This is a genomic window from Rathayibacter sp. AY1F2, from assembly GCF_002930885.1.
Classification (GTDB): Bacteria; Actinomycetota; Actinomycetes; order Actinomycetales; family Microbacteriaceae; genus Rathayibacter.
In genome coordinates, this window is the sequence record NZ_PSVG01000003.1 from 226,513 (window position 1) to 239,959 (window position 13,447).

Sequence of the window (13,447 nt, forward strand, 5' to 3'; positions counted from 1 at the left end):
TCCGGTCGGCGCCTCCGCATGCACCGCGAACCCGCGCTGCGTCCAGAACTCCCGGCCCCGCGCCGGATCTCCCCCGAGGACACGACCGTCATGACCCGTTCTTCTTCTTCTTCTTCTTCCTTCTCGCGGCTCCGCCTCGTCGGCAGCGGCGCACTCGTCGCCGCCGGATCGATCGCGCTCGCTGTCGCCGCGCCCACGGCGGCCAGCGCCCACGTGACCGCGGCGGCGAGCAGCACCGCCGCCGGCTCGTACACGGTGGTGACGTTCTCGCTGGCCCACGGCTGCGAGGGCTCGCCGACGACGGGACTCACGATCACGATGCCCGACGGCATCAACTCGGTCAGCCCGACGATCAACCCGAACTGGGACGTCGTGAAGAACGAGGTCGCAATCGCCGACCCGGTCACCGACTCCCACGGGAACACCGCGACCAAGCGGGTCTCGGACGTGGTCTACACGGCGAAGACGCCCCTCGCCGACGGCTACCGCGACACCGTCGCCCTCCAGCTTCAGCTCCCCGAGGACGCAGCCGGCTCCACGCTGGAGTTCCCCGTGCTGCAGACGTGCGAGACCGGCAGCACCGCCTGGGACCAGCCGACCGTCGACGGCCAAAACGAGCCCGAGCTGCCCGCTCCCACCGTCGCGGTGACCGCGGCGGAAGCGGGGTCCGGCCACGGGGGCGGACACGACGGCGACGGCGACGGTGACGACGCGGTCGCGACCACCGCCTCGGCGACGACGGCCACGAGCGGCGACGACGTGCTCGCCCGCATCCTCGGAGTCGGCGGGCTCGTCGTCGGCGCGGTCGGCGTGGCCGTCGGGCTCGCCTCCCGCCGCCGCGGACCCCGGGCGTCGGCGTGACCCGTCGGAAGGCCCTCGTCGCCGTTACCGCGATCGGGCTGCTCGGCTCGATCGCGGTGGCGGCGCCCGCCAGCGCGCACAACTACCTCGTCTCGACGACTCCCGCTGCGGACTCGACCGTGACGGAGCAGCCGGGAACGCTGGTGCTGACGACGAACGACGACCTGCTCGTCCTCGGGACGGACGGAACGGCGGCGGCTCTGCGCGTCGTCGGGCCGGACGGGCTCTACTACGGCGACGGCTGCGTCAGCGTCGTCGGGCCGGAAGCGTCGATGCCGCTCGAGCTCGGCGCGGCGGGGGATTACGAGGTGACCTGGCAGGTCGTGTCCACCGACGGGCACCCCGTGTCGGGCCAGTACGCGTTCGACTGGACGCCGGCCGACGGGACCGCGCTCGCCGACGGGTCGGACTCGGTCCCGGACTGCAACGGCACCGTCGCGGTCTCAGGAGGACAGGCCGAGTCCGCCGACGAGGCGCAGGCGACGTCCGGATCGGACCCGGCACTCCTCGGGGACGTCCTGTGGATCGGCGGCGCTCTCGCCGCGGTCGCCGCCGCCATCGGAGTGACGCTCCTCGTGCTGCGACGGCGACCCCGCGACTGAGGCTCGTGACCCTCCTGTGACGACGGCCGGTCAGTTCAGGAGGCTCGCGAGGGGCCCTTCGCCGAGACCGGTCAGGACGGCCGCCGCGTCCTCGTAGACGGCGACGGCCCCGGCCTCGCGGAGTTCGTGCTCCGAGGTACCGCCGGAGAGGACTCCGACCGTTGCCAGGCCCGCGCGCTCGGCGGCCAGGACGTCCCAGGTCGCGTCGCCGACCATGACGGCGCGGTCGACGGAGACGCCCGCGCGGTCGAGCGCGATCGAGATTACGTCGGGTGCTGGCTTGGCGGTGGAGACGTCGGCGCCGCTGGTGACAGCGTGGACGGACCCGCCGAAGTCGAGGACGTCGAGAAGCACGTCCAGCTCGTTCTGCGGTGCCGAGGTGGCGAGGACGACGTGGACGCCTCGACCGACGAGCGTCGCGACGAGCTCGCGAGCTCCCGGGAGTGGAACGATGCGTGCTGTCGTCTCGGCGTAGTTCTTGGTGTGCAGCGACTTCACCAGTGCGCGCTGCTCCTCCTTCACGTCGTCCTCGAGGAGCATGTCGAGCAGCTCCGACGAGTCTGCGCCGATCGCTCGTTGGATGCGCCAGGCGGGCACGACGAGGTCGGCCTGCCAGAAGGCGCGCGACCACGCCTCGACGTGGAGGAAGTTCGTGTCGGCGAGGGTCCCGTCGATGTCGAAGAGCACCGCGGAGGTCCCCGTCGTCGCGTCTTTCCTGTCCTTCGTTCCTGCCATGTCGCTGCCCCTCTTGTCGCTTCCGCGCCTATCGGCCCGTGCCGTCCACGCTACGCGGGCGCGCCGAAGCGGGCCCGCCCCTTGACCTGCCCGTCCACGCCACCCGACCTGCCCCTTGTCACGGCCCGCCGGTCCCGGTCGGATCGTGTCCGCCCTCCGTCCCGTTCCCCGGCTCCCCGGGCCGGGTGACATGCTGCCGTCCCGTCGGGCTCGTCCAGTGCAGCGTGCCGTCCGGCTCCTGCCGGTGGGTCCACCCCGTGGTGTGGCGGAGCCGGTGGTGGTGTCGGCAGAGGTGCGCGAGGTTGTCGGCCGACGTGGTGCCTCCGTGGTGCCAGTCGTTCGTGTGGTCGACGTCCGCGTGGCGGGTGCTGCGGGTGCATCCCGGGAACCGGCAGGTCCCGTCGCGGTGCTGGAGGTGGCGACGCAGGTCCGCCGGCACTCGGTAGGAGTCGCGTCCGACGGAGAGGACCGCTCCGCTCTCCGGATGGGTGAGCAGCCGCGTGAACGAGGGAGCACCTGCTGTGAGACGCCGCGCGGTCTCCGGATCGACGGGTCCGTATCCGTCGAGGACGGCGGGCTGGTCGGACCGCCCGAGGAGGGTCAGCGCCGGCACGGTCACCGCGACTTCGGCGCGCACTCCCGCCGGCATCGACGTGCCGTCTCCGTCGGCCGATGTCTCCCCGTCGACCAGCAGCGCAGCGGCGATGTCTGCGCGGAGCTGGCCCAGCGTCCGCTCCTCGTCCGGCAGATCCGCGAGGGAGCGGGCGGCCCGGTCGATCCTGTCCATCGCGCCGAGCACATCGGGAGCTGCGGTGTAGAGGTGCAGGATCGCCATCCCGTCGTCGAGGCCCTCCACCCAGAGCGCGCGACGACGGGCGCAGTCCCTATGACGTTCGCTGAGCGTCTGCGGGTGCAGCCGTTCCCGGAGCGACCGGAGGGCGCGTCGCAGCTGGGGCGGGGTGCAGGCGACCGCGATCGTGGCGGCCTCCTCGTCGAAGCGCCCACGGACCTCGGCCGGGACGTCGAGCGCTCCTCGCACCACGAGTCGCGCGTGCTCGGGGGAGAGCGCTCCGTCCGCGAGTGCGCGCAACGTCGCCGGGAGGTCGTTCACCAGCAGGCGTGCCTCGTCGACCAGTGCAGAGGCGTGCGCCTCCGAGACCCGGAGTCCCGTCGCGAGCTCCGCGATCAGCGCCCGGTGCGCCGCCTCCGCCCGATCCACCTGCACCTGGACGTGCTCGCCGACGAGCGCCGCCGGTGCCGCCATCGCGAGGCGGCGTGCCTCCTCGACTGCCCGGTACCGGGATGCCTCGACGGCGGACCGCTCAGCGTGCCGTGAGCCGGCGAGCGCGAGCGCCTCCGTGAGCGCGTCGTCTACTGTCGCCGATTCCTTCATGCCCTGATCTCACCGGACGAAGTCTCGCCGTGGGCCTCGGGAGCGCCGTTTCATCGGACAGCATCGCGAAGAACCGTCTGTGGAGGAGCGTCGCCCCCCTCACACCTTCCGCGGCACCGTGAACACGGTCTCCACTCCGGCCGAGTACAGCACCGAGTCCGGCGCGCGCGTCGCCAGCCCGGGGAAGCCCGCGGCGTCGAGCAGCCCGTCGTCGAGCGCGAGCAGCTCCGCGCGTCGCAGCGGCCACGGCCGGTGCAGGTTGCGGCCGTACCAGGTGGAGCCCAGGTGGCGCTCGTGGTAGGCCCAGCGTGCGGTGAGGAACGAGCCGAGCGGGTCCTCGTCGACCGGCTCGCCCGGGCGGACGACGATCCGGGAGCGGGCGGCCGAGTCCGAGTGCCGGATCGTGTCGTAGATCACCGCGCCGTGGCGGTGCTCGATGCTCATCCGGGCCCAGCGGTAGGGGAGCCCGAACACCGCCTGCGCGGTGAGCACGGGAAGGAGGTGGGAGGCGTCGAGCGAGACGAACACGACTCCGCGTCGTCCCTGCTCGTCGACGGAGTAGAGCCGGACGTTCACCTCGGGGAAGGTGCCGAGCCAGGGCACCCGCGGGCCGCCGAGGAAGGCCGTCCGCGAGAGCCGGAACGGGATCAGGCCCACCCAGGAGGAGCCGTCGTGCTCGTCGGGCCTCGTCCCGGCCGGGAGGTGGGGCGCCACCAGGGCGGGGTCGACCCGCCAGTGCAGGAACGTCGCCTCGGTCCAGCGCTGCTTCAGGATGCGCGGTCCGCCGAGCGCGGGCGCGGAACGGGTGACGGGTTCGACGGAGCTCACGCGCCCATCGTGCTCCGGTGTGCTGCGAGCTCGCCCGTGCAGGCGCGCTCAGCGGCGCGCGGCGAGGGCCTTCAGTGTCTCCAGCACCAGGGCCACCGGTGCGGAGGAGGCGGCGGAGTTCCGCACGACGGCCTCGAGGGAGCGGACAGGCCGGGGACGGACGACGGGCACGGCGCGGACGCCGTCCGGCAGACGGTGGGCCGCGAGCTCCGGCAGGACCGTCACGCCCATGCCCGCGGCGACGAACGCGGCGGCGGTGATGTGGTCGTTGGCCTGGACGTGGAAGGGCGGCGCGAACCCGGCGGCGGCGCAGGCCTCCACGACGTTCCGGCGGCACCAGCCGGTGGGCAGGTCGTTGTCGACCCAGCGCTCGTTCGCGAGCTCGGCGAGGTCTATCTCGCTCCGTGAGGCGAGCGGATGACCGTCGGGCAGGACGACGAGGTAGGGGTCGTCGAGGAGGTGGTGCGCCGTGAATCCGGGGGCGGTCGGCTCGGAGGAGGCGACGAGGAGCTGCACGTCGGGGCGCGCTCCGAGGTCGTCGTCGAGCTCCTCTCCCAGGCGCAGATCGAGGGCGAGGCCGGGGAACGCGGCGGTCAGCCGGCGGGCGACCTCCGGCATCCAGGCGCTGCCGACGGAGGCGAAGTACGTCACCGAGAGGCGGCCGGAGCGGCCCTCGCGCAGCTCCTCCACCACGGCCTCCGCTTCGGCGAGGCGCTCGAGGACGCGGTCCGCCTGGGCGGCGAGGGCGCGTCCGGCTGGGGTCGGGCGGACGCCGCGGCCCACCCGCTCCAGCAGGGTCAGTCCGGTCTCGCGCTGCAGAGCGGAGAGGTGCTGGCTGACGGCGGAGGACGTGTAGCCGAGGCCGGAGGCGGCTCCCGCGATCGAGCCGGAGGCGACGACGGAGCGGAGGATGCGGAGCCGGTGCACGTCGAGCATGAGACGACCGTACAGTCCGGCTGAACGATCCGACAGTGAACGGAACTGGTGCTGAATCCCCGGCAGCGCCACGATGGCCTCATGACCGACGTCTCCTCCTCCGCCCCGCCCTCCACGAGGGACGCCCTCCTGCTGTGGGGCGCGATCGCGGTCACCGTCCTGCTCTGGGCGTCGGCCTTCGTCGGCATCCGCGCCACGACGGAGGACTTCGGCCCGGGCGCGCTGACCCTCGGCCGCATCGTGGTGGGGTCGCTCGCGCTCACGGTGGTGCGCGTCGTCCTCACCGCCCGGAGGCGCCGCTCGGAGGCGGCTCCGGATCCGCGCACGGCGGTCCCGCGCGGGCGCCTCCTCCTGCTCGTGCTGGGCTGGGGGGTCGCCTGGTTCGGGGTCTACAACCTGGCGTTGAACGCTGCGGAGCGGCACGTCGACGCGGGGACGGCGGCGCTGCTGGTGAACATCGCGCCGATGATCACCGCCGTGCTCGCCGGGCTGCTGCTGGGGGAGGGGTTCCCCCGCCGTCTCCTCGCCGGGATGCTCGTGGCGCTGACCGGCGTCGCGGTGATCGCGTTCTCCACCTCCACCGGGCAGTTCGACGTGATCGGCGTCGCCCTCGGCCTGGTCGCCGCCGTCGTCTACGGCAGCGCGGCGACCCTTCAGAAGCGCCTGCTGGGACGGATCGACGCACCGACGATGACCTGGCTCGGCTGCCTCGCCGGCACGGTCGCGTGCCTGCCCTTCGCCCCGGAGCTCGTCGAGGCGCTCGCCGCCGCTCCGCTCTCCTCGATCCTGGCCGTGGTCTACCTCGGGATCTTCCCGACGGCCGTCGCCTTCACGACGTGGGGGTACGTCCTCGCGCGCTCCAGCGCGGGTCGCACCGCGGCGTCCACCTACGCGGTGCCCGCGGTGGTGGTGCTGCTGTCCTGGCTCGTCCTGGGCGAGACCCCGCCGCTCGCCGCGCTGCTCGGAGGCGCGCTCGCCCTGGCCGGAGTCGCGGTGGCGACGCTGCGGAGGCGCCCGAAGGCGGTCTGACCGGCGGCGGATGCTCCTCCACAGCCGCCCGATCGCGTCGAGTCCTCGGACGAGGCGGCTCGCGGGGATCCCGCGGGAGGGCCCGGGATATGCTGGGCGGACGTTCATCCCAGTCGGCGCCGAGCGCCAGGAACGGTGAGGATCCCGATGACCGAGGCCCTGCAGCCGCCCGTCCAGAACGCCCTCTCGCTCACGCCTCCGGAGCCGGTGGCGGCGGTGCCGACCACCTCGGCGCCGTCGATCGCGCCGAAGGTGCCCGAAGCCGCCCTGCCCGGCCTCGAGGCGAAGGTCGACGGCTACCTCGACACGCTCCTGGCGACGGAGTCCCGCAGCCCCGAGTTCGCGACGCGGGCCAACGACATCCGCACGATGGGCGACGCCGACATCCGCTCGGCCGCCGACTCGTCGAACCGGCTGCTGAGCACGCCGGTGCGCGCCCTCCAGGAGGGCGGGCTCTCCGAGGGGTCGACCATCGGCAAGACGCTGCTCGAGCTGCGCCGCACGGTGGAGGATCTGGACCCGTCCGAGGACAACCTGCAGAAGAAGATCCTGGGCTTCATCCCGTTCGGCAACAAGATCACCGACTACTTCCGCCGCTACGAGAGCGCCCAGTCGCACCTGAACGCGATCATCCAGGCCCTGTACGACGGGCAGGACGAGCTGCGGAAGGACAACGCGGCCCTGAATCTCGAGAAGCAGAACCTCTGGGAGACGATGACCCGTCTCAACGAGTACATCTACGTCGCCGAGCGGCTCGACGTGAAGCTCTCGGCGAAGATCGCCGAGCTCGACGCGACCGATCCGGAGCGGGCGAAGGCGCTGCGCGAGGACGTCCTCTTCTACGCGCGCCAGAAGCACCAGGACCTGCTGACCCAGCTGGCCGTGTCGATCCAGGGCTACCTCGCGATCGACGTCGTCATCAAGAACAACGTCGAGCTGATCAAGGGCGTCGACCGCGCGACGACCACGACCGTCTCGGCGCTGCGCACGGCGGTCATCGTGGCGCAGGCGCTCGCCAACCAGCGCCTCGTGCTCGATCAGATCACGGCGCTGAACACCACGACGTCCAACATGATCGAGGCCACCTCGCGCATGCTCGCCGACCAGTCGGCCTCGATCCAGTCGCAGGCCGCCTCGGCCACGGTCGGGCTGCCGCAGCTGCAGGCCGCGTTCGCGAACATCTACCAGACGATGGACTCGATCTCGGACTTCAAGATCAAGGCGCTCGACAGCATGGCCCAGACCGTCGGAGTCCTGCAGACCGAGACGGCGAAGGCCGGCGAGTACGTCGAGCGGGCCCGCCGCAGCAACTCGGACATCGACGCGACGTCCTCGCTCGATCTCGGCCGCTAGCCGATGGGCTGGTTCTCCCGACTGTTCACGGGTGCCCCCGCGGCGCCGGAGGAGACCGCGCCCGCTCTGCCGAGCGTCCCGACGAGCGACGACATCCTCGCGGCGCTCGACCGGGTCGGCACGCGGACGGAGGGCCGGGTGCCCGGCATCGTCGCGGCGCGCATCCAGCGGATCGACGAGACGGTCCGCGAGATGGTGCCCCGTCTCGACCGCCTCGGCGGGATGAGCCGGCAGGGCCACACCGTCGTCGCGACCGCGACCAGCTACCTCCCCGAGGCGGTGGAGGGCTACCTCCGCCTGCCGAGGGACTTCGCCGACCGCCGCGCCGTGCACAGGGGGAAGACCTCGCTGATGATCCTCTGCGACCAGCTCGACCTCCTCGGAGGCACGCTCGACCGCATCTCGGACGCCGTCTCGCGGCAGGACGCCTCGGCGCTGATCGCGCACGGGCAGTTCCTGGCCGAGAAGTTCACGGAGTCCTCGCTCTCCCCGAGCGGTCTCGACGCGCCTCCGCAGCCGGGAGCACCGTCCGGATCCGGCTCGCTGACCCCGCCGAGCGCCTCGTGACCGCGCTCGCCCCGGCGCTGGACGCCCTCGTGCTCGCGGGGACGGCCGCCGGCCTCGACGCCGCGGCCGTCCGCGACGAGGGTGCGCGGCTGGCCGCCGCCGTCGCCGAGTCGATCCGCGGCGCCGGACAGGACTGGCTCGCCGCGACCGGCGCGACGGGCGGTCTGGAGGCGTTCTTCACCGCCGCCTCGAGCGGCCGGCGCTGGCGGTCGGGGCCGACCGATCAGCTGGCCGCCCTGGTCGGCGCGGGCTCGCACCACGCCTCCGCCTACGCCCGCGCCCTGACCGAGGTCGTCTCGGCGGCCAGCGCTCTCGGCGACCCGGGCATCGGCGGCATCGCCTCCGCCTCCGCGACCGCCGCGGCCCAGCTCTCCGCCGTCCCGGGCGCCCGGGGCGCCGCTCCGACGACGAGCGGCGGAGTACCGCACACGACCGGCCGGACGCCGGACGGTGCCGCGAGCGCCGACCTGCCGACCGGTCTGCCCGCCGGCGTGCCCGGGGTCGACGAGATCCTCGAGCGCCTCCGCCGGACCGAGCACGACGGTCCGCAGGACGAGCCGGCGCCCGCCGCCGCTCCCGCCGCGGAGCCCGCCTCCGAGCCGGAGCCGCTCGACCCGCCGGAGTCCATCGACGACCTGCTCGCCGAGCTCGACGCGCTGATCGGCCTCGACCGGGTGAAGAGCGAGATCAAGCGGCAGACGCAGCTGCTCCGGATCGACACCCTGCGCCAGGCCGCCGGACTCAGCACGCCCACGCTCACCCGCCACCTCGTCTTCACGGGGAACCCCGGCACGGGCAAGACGACGGTGGCGCGGCTGGTCTCGCGGATCTACCGCTCGCTCGGCATCCTCTCGAAGGGCGTGCTCGTCGAGGTCGACCGATCGGAGCTGGTGGCCGGCTACCTCGGGCAGACCGCGACGAAGACCGCGGAGGTGATCGCCTCCGCGCGCGGCGGCGTCCTCTTCATCGACGAGGCCTACGCGCTCGCGCTCGACCAGTACGGCGCGGAGGCGGTCACCACCCTCGTGAAGGACATGGAGGACCACCGCGGCGACCTCGTCGTGATCGTCGCCGGCTACTCCGGGCCGATGCAGGGCTTCCTCGACACGAACCCGGGTCTCGCCAGCCGCTTCTCGACCACGATCGACTTCGCCGACTACTCCGACGACGAGCTCTCGGCGATCTTCGGCCGCCTCGCCGCCTCCGCGGACTTCGAGCCGACGGAGGAGGCGCTCGCCGCGTTCGCGGGCCTCGCCTCGGCGCAGCAGCGCACGGAGGCGTTCGGCAACGGGCGCTGGGTCCGCAACGTCCTCGACGCGGCGATCGCCCGGCACGCCTGGCGCCTCCGCGACGTGGAGGAGCCGACGCTCGACGAGCTGCGCATCCTGCTCCCCGAGGACGTGGTGGAGAGCCCCGAAGCCTCGAGCAGCCCGGACGGAGCCGGCGACGACGACGAGGGCGCGGTCGACGGCTCTGAGGAGGCCTTCGGGCAGGCGGACGCCGCCCCGAGCGGCACGGCCGTCCCCGTCACCGACGACCCCGAGGAGGAGAGCCGTTGAGCACCGCACCCGCCGCGCCGCCCGCGCAGAGGATCCCCGAGCCGCCCCTCGTCCAGGTCGCCAACCGGCCGGCGCAGCGGAAGCCGTCGCTGCTGGCCCGCGCGACCGCGACCACTCCGGCCACCCTGCGCCTCCTGCTCGCCTTGACGGCGCTGGCGACCGTGCTGTTCGGCGTGTTCGCGCAGCAGGCCGGAGCGATGCAGGCGCGCGCCGCGACGACGGCCCGGGAGCAGTCGGCGCAGCTCCTCGGCGTGCAGAACGTCCGCACGCTGCTGGTGGACGCCAACGCGATCGCGGCCAACACCTTCCTCGTCGGCGGACTGGAGCCGACCGAGCTGCGGGCGTCGTACGTCTCGAGCCTCACCGGCGCCGCCTCCGCGATCGCCGGACTCTCGGCCGCCGACTCGGCGGACACCCGGGCCCTCGCCCGGGTCGCCAGCAGCATCACGACCTACAGCGGGCTGATCGAGCAGGCGCGGGCCAACAACCGGCAGGGCTTCCCCGTCGCCTCGGCGTACCTCGACCAGGCGTCGACGGCCCTCTCGGGAGACGGCGGCATCCTCGAGGACCTCGACGGGCTCGTCGACTCCGGCGCCGACCGGGTCGCGGCCGCCTACGACGCCGTCCGCTGGAGCGTCCTGCTCATGATCGGCTCGCTCGTGATGCTGGTCCTCCTCCTGGCGGCGCAGCTCTGGCTCGCCCGCCGTACGCACCGCTACCTCAACCGCCCGCTCGCCACGGGGACCGCCCTCCTGCTGGTCGTCGGCGTCGGCGGGGCGCTCGCCTACGGATCGGTCGCGGCGGACGCGGGGACGGCGCGGGTCGAGTCCTACCGCGAGGCGCTCACCGTGTCGAACGCGCTCATCGCCGCGAGCGACGCCAAGTCGCTCGAGAGCTTCACGCTGATCAAGCGCGGCTCCGGCGCCGCCCTCGAGGAGCGCTACACCCAGGCCGTCGACTCCGCCCGGGAGAAGCTGTCGGGCGACCTGCAGGACGAGCTGGCGAGGACACGGCTCGTCGACGAGTTCGGGCAGTGGCAGTCGTTCCACGAGGAGATCCGGGAGGCGGACGACGCCGGGAACTGGGACCAGGCCGTCCGCGTCGCCACGATCACCGGGAACGGCACGCCGAACGAGCTCTTCACCACCTTCTCCGACGACGCCCGCGACGTGGTGCAGGAGAAGGCACTGGCCGCCGCCACCACGCTCGATCGAGGCGCGGAGTTCGCGACCCTCGTCTCGTGGATCCTGCTGGCGGCCGGTCTCGCCGGAGCCGTGTTCGCCTGGCGCGGCATCGCCCAGCGACTGGAGGAGTACCGATGAACCGCCTGCGCGCCGCCGCCCTCGCCCTGGCCACCGCCGCGGCTCTCGCCCTCACCGGCTGCACGACGGGGGCGGACGACCTCGGCACGCCCCTCGCCGCGGCGACCCCGACTCCGACGGCGAGCGCGGCCGCTCCCGCCGCTCCGGCCGCGGCGGACTGCTCGCCCTCGGCGGTCACCTCCTACGCGCCGACCGGCGTGACCGACAGCACCAGGCTCGCGGAGATCCGCGGGCGCGGGACCCTGCGCGTCGGCGTCTCGGCCGACACCCTCCTGATGAGCGCCCGCAACCCGATCACGGGGGCGATCGAGGGCTTCGACGTCGACATCGCCCGCGAGGTCGCCCGGGCGATCCTCGGCAGCGACTCCATCGACTACGTCGTGATCACCTCCGCTCAGCGCCTCCCCGCGCTGACCGGCGGCGACGGCGCCCCGCAGGTCGACATGGTGGCCCGCACCCTCACGATGACCTGCGATCGCTGGAGCTCGATCGCCTTCTCGTCCGAGTACTACGACGCCGGCCTCAAGGTGCTCGTCTCCGACGACCCCGACGGCGTCCCGATCACGGGCATCGGCGACCTCGGCGGCGAGAGGGTCTGCGCGCCCAGCGGCACCACGACGCTCAGCCGCCTGCAGAACGACTACCCGGAGGTCGAGGCCGTCGAGGCCGCCACGCACTCGCAGTGCCTCGCCCTCTTCCAGGCCGGCGAGGTCGACGCCATCGCGGGCGACGACACGATCCTCGCGGGCTTCGTGGCGCAGGATCCGTACGCGAAGGTCGTCGGCGACGCCCTGAGCTCGGAGCCCTACGGCCTCGGCCTGCCCGCCGACGACCCCGACTTCGTGCGCTTCGTCAACGCCTCGCTCGAGAGCATCCGCAGCGACGGCCGCTGGCAGAGCATCTACGATCGCTGGCTCGGGGTCCTCGGCGAGGCCTCGCCGCCGGCCCCGGTGTACGGCCGATGAGCACCGGTCTCGCGGAGGGGACCCCCGTCGCTCCGGGCCGGCTGGGGGAGGCCGCGCCGCAGCGCGAGCTCTTCGAGTACCTCGCCGCTCTCACCCGCTGGCTCCAGCGGACCACGCGCGAGCTCTCGCGGCTGGACGCCGCCGCGCTGGCGTCGCCGCAGGCCGAGAACTACACAGCCGACGTGGTGCTCGCCCAGTCGCTCCGCGAGTCCGTCACCCGGCGCCTCGCCGAGCTCGAGGCGGTCTGGGACTCCGGCCGCGTCGACGTCGTGGCGCGCGAGCGGATGTCGCAGCTGATCTGGGGCCGTCTCGACGCCTCCGGGAGCGGCGCGGTCTCGCTGGTGGAGGCGGTGCGCCTCTGCGACGCGGTCGTCGGCCAGCTGCGCTCCCGGCTCGAGCTCGACCCCAGCGGCACCGACGTCGCCGGGCGGATCGTGGGGGTGCGCGCCGAGATCGAGCGCTGCCGCGACCTCACCCGTGACGGCGGCGGCACGGTCGACCGCGAGCGGGCGGAGCGGGTCGCCGTGCTGCGCTCCCGCCTCGACGCGCTCGCCGAGCGGGCGGGCCGGGGAGCCGACGTGTCGGGGCCGCTCGGCCAGCTCGAGAGCGACTCCGCCCGGCTCGAGCGCGACCTGATCATCGCCGCGTCCGAGCGGCGCGGACTCGAGCGCGACCGCCGTCGGGCGCGCGAGCTGGCGGAGGCGGCCGAGCGACGCGAGGCGCCGCTGCGCGAGCTCGTGGCCCGCTGCCGCCGCGAGATCGCCGACCCGCCGCGGCTGGCCGTGCCCGACGTCTCCCGGCTGGGCGATCCTCCGTCCGACCGCGAGGCGCTCGACGCGCACCTCGCCCGGCTCACCGCCGTCGGCCGCGCGTTCGACGCGGTCGAGGCCGCCTACACCTCGCCGCTGCGCGAACGGGCCGCCCTCGGCTTCCGCGTCCGGGCGCTGCGGGAGCGGGCCGAGGGCAACGGCCGCGCTGCCACCGCCGTCGGCGTCGCGGCCGAGGAGGAGGTGCGCGCCGCCCTCGACGCGGTGCCCTGCTCCGTCCCGCTCGCCCGCCACCTGGTCGAGCAGTACGACGTCGTCACCCGCGACCTCCCGCACCCCGACCCCGCGCACCACCGGAAGGCCACCCCATGAACGGCGCCCCCTGCACCGCGACGCCCGGCTGCACCGGGACGATCGAGGACGGCTACTGCAACGTCTGCGGCCTCCCGCCCGAGGAGGGCGCCGCCGCCTCCGCGCCGAGCCTCGGGCCGCGCAGTCGGGTCGAGGTGGTGCCGACGCGGCGGGTGACC

General features: G+C 73.8%; 13 protein-coding genes. 9 read left to right on the plus strand and 4 right to left on the minus strand.

The features are described 5' to 3' along the window. Positions 1–18 precede the first annotated feature (18 nt). On the plus strand, positions 19–861 hold the full coding sequence (locus tag C5C54_RS04350) for a YcnI family protein (protein WP_104287868.1): 843 nt from the start codon (positions 19–21) through the stop codon (positions 859–861). After that, positions 858–1,463, plus strand: a complete 606-nt coding sequence (locus tag C5C54_RS04355; protein WP_104287869.1) for a copper resistance CopC family protein — start codon at positions 858–860, stop codon at positions 1,461–1,463. The genes C5C54_RS04350 and C5C54_RS04355 overlap by 4 nt, the downstream gene beginning before the upstream one ends. 30 nt (positions 1,464–1,493) lie before the next feature. Here the strand turns inward: C5C54_RS04355 and C5C54_RS04360 are convergent, their stop codons facing one another. From C5C54_RS04360 to C5C54_RS04375, 4 genes are all read right to left on the minus strand, one after another. Beyond that, the gene (locus tag C5C54_RS04360; RefSeq protein ID WP_104287870.1) at positions 1,494–2,198 is read right to left on the minus strand and encodes an HAD family hydrolase; all 705 of its coding nucleotides are present in this window, start codon (positions 2,196–2,198) and stop codon (positions 1,494–1,496) included. 118 nt (positions 2,199–2,316) lie between these two features. Then, positions 2,317–3,591: an HNH endonuclease signature motif containing protein gene (locus tag C5C54_RS04365; RefSeq protein WP_104287871.1), complete on the minus strand. Its 1,275-nt coding sequence runs from the start codon at positions 3,589–3,591 to the stop codon at positions 2,317–2,319. A gap of 99 nt (positions 3,592–3,690) precedes the next feature. Continuing rightward, positions 3,691–4,419, minus strand: coding sequence for a YqjF family protein (locus tag C5C54_RS04370; protein ID WP_104246884.1), 729 nt, complete (start codon positions 4,417–4,419; stop codon positions 3,691–3,693). A gap of 48 nt (positions 4,420–4,467) precedes the next feature. Next, positions 4,468–5,355 carry a LysR family transcriptional regulator gene (locus C5C54_RS04375; protein ID WP_104269369.1) on the minus strand — a complete coding sequence of 296 codons (888 nt, stop codon included), beginning with the start codon at positions 5,353–5,355 and terminating at the stop codon, positions 4,468–4,470. An 81-nt stretch (positions 5,356–5,436) separates the two neighbouring features. On the opposite strand from C5C54_RS04375, the gene C5C54_RS04380 reads away from it, so the two are divergent. The 7 genes from C5C54_RS04380 to C5C54_RS04410 all read left to right on the plus strand — a co-directional run bounded on the left by C5C54_RS04380 (position 5,437) and on the right by C5C54_RS04410 (position 13,289). Then, on the plus strand, positions 5,437–6,384 hold the full coding sequence (locus C5C54_RS04380; protein WP_104249861.1) for a DMT family transporter: 948 nt from the start codon (positions 5,437–5,439) through the stop codon (positions 6,382–6,384). A 147-nt stretch (positions 6,385–6,531) separates the two neighbouring features. Beyond that, positions 6,532–7,737, plus strand: coding sequence for a toxic anion resistance protein (locus C5C54_RS04385; protein WP_104223833.1), 1,206 nt, complete (start codon positions 6,532–6,534; stop codon positions 7,735–7,737). Positions 7,738–7,740: 3 nt separating this feature from the next. Further along, a complete protein-coding gene (locus C5C54_RS04390) occupies positions 7,741–8,304 on the plus strand; it encodes a hypothetical protein (RefSeq protein WP_104267137.1) in 564 nt (187 codons plus the stop codon). Beyond that, positions 8,301–9,863 carry an AAA family ATPase gene (locus C5C54_RS04395; protein WP_104287872.1) on the plus strand — a complete coding sequence of 521 codons (1,563 nt, stop codon included), beginning with the start codon at positions 8,301–8,303 and terminating at the stop codon, positions 9,861–9,863. Before C5C54_RS04390 ends, C5C54_RS04395 begins: the two co-directional genes overlap by 4 nt. Continuing rightward, on the plus strand, positions 9,860–11,185 hold the full coding sequence (locus tag C5C54_RS04400; protein ID WP_104287873.1) for a hypothetical protein: 1,326 nt from the start codon (positions 9,860–9,862) through the stop codon (positions 11,183–11,185). Before C5C54_RS04395 ends, C5C54_RS04400 begins: the two co-directional genes overlap by 4 nt. Continuing rightward, positions 11,182–12,150 carry a glutamate ABC transporter substrate-binding protein gene (locus C5C54_RS04405; protein WP_104287874.1) on the plus strand — a complete coding sequence of 323 codons (969 nt, stop codon included), beginning with the start codon at positions 11,182–11,184 and terminating at the stop codon, positions 12,148–12,150. The genes C5C54_RS04400 and C5C54_RS04405 overlap by 4 nt, the downstream gene beginning before the upstream one ends. After that, entirely contained in the window at positions 12,147–13,289 is a 1,143-nt protein-coding gene (locus tag C5C54_RS04410) for a hypothetical protein (RefSeq protein WP_104287875.1), read from the plus strand. The genes C5C54_RS04405 and C5C54_RS04410 overlap by 4 nt, the downstream gene beginning before the upstream one ends. Positions 13,290–13,447: the final 158 nt, after the last annotated feature.

What these genes read in the sequence shown, in the direction of transcription:
- C5C54_RS04350 (WP_104287868.1), top strand. Translation starts at nt 19, where the DNA reads ATGCACCGCGAACCCGCGCTGCGTCCAGAACTCCCGGCCCCGCGCCGG.
- C5C54_RS04360 (WP_104287870.1), bottom strand. Translation starts at nt 2,198, where the DNA reads ATGGCAGGAACGAAGGACAGGAAAGACGCGACGACGGGGACCTCCGCG.
- C5C54_RS04365 (WP_104287871.1), bottom strand. Translation starts at nt 3,591, where the DNA reads ATGAAGGAATCGGCGACAGTAGACGACGCGCTCACGGAGGCGCTCGCG.
- C5C54_RS04375 (WP_104269369.1), bottom strand. Translation starts at nt 5,355, where the DNA reads ATGCTCGACGTGCACCGGCTCCGCATCCTCCGCTCCGTCGTCGCCTCC.
- C5C54_RS04380 (WP_104249861.1), top strand. Translation starts at nt 5,437, where the DNA reads ATGACCGACGTCTCCTCCTCCGCCCCGCCCTCCACGAGGGACGCCCTC.
- C5C54_RS04385 (WP_104223833.1), top strand. Translation starts at nt 6,532, where the DNA reads ATGACCGAGGCCCTGCAGCCGCCCGTCCAGAACGCCCTCTCGCTCACG.
- C5C54_RS04390 (WP_104267137.1), top strand. Translation starts at nt 7,741, where the DNA reads ATGGGCTGGTTCTCCCGACTGTTCACGGGTGCCCCCGCGGCGCCGGAG.
- C5C54_RS04405 (WP_104287874.1), top strand. Translation starts at nt 11,182, where the DNA reads ATGAACCGCCTGCGCGCCGCCGCCCTCGCCCTGGCCACCGCCGCGGCT.
- C5C54_RS04410 (WP_104287875.1), top strand. Translation starts at nt 12,147, where the DNA reads ATGAGCACCGGTCTCGCGGAGGGGACCCCCGTCGCTCCGGGCCGGCTG.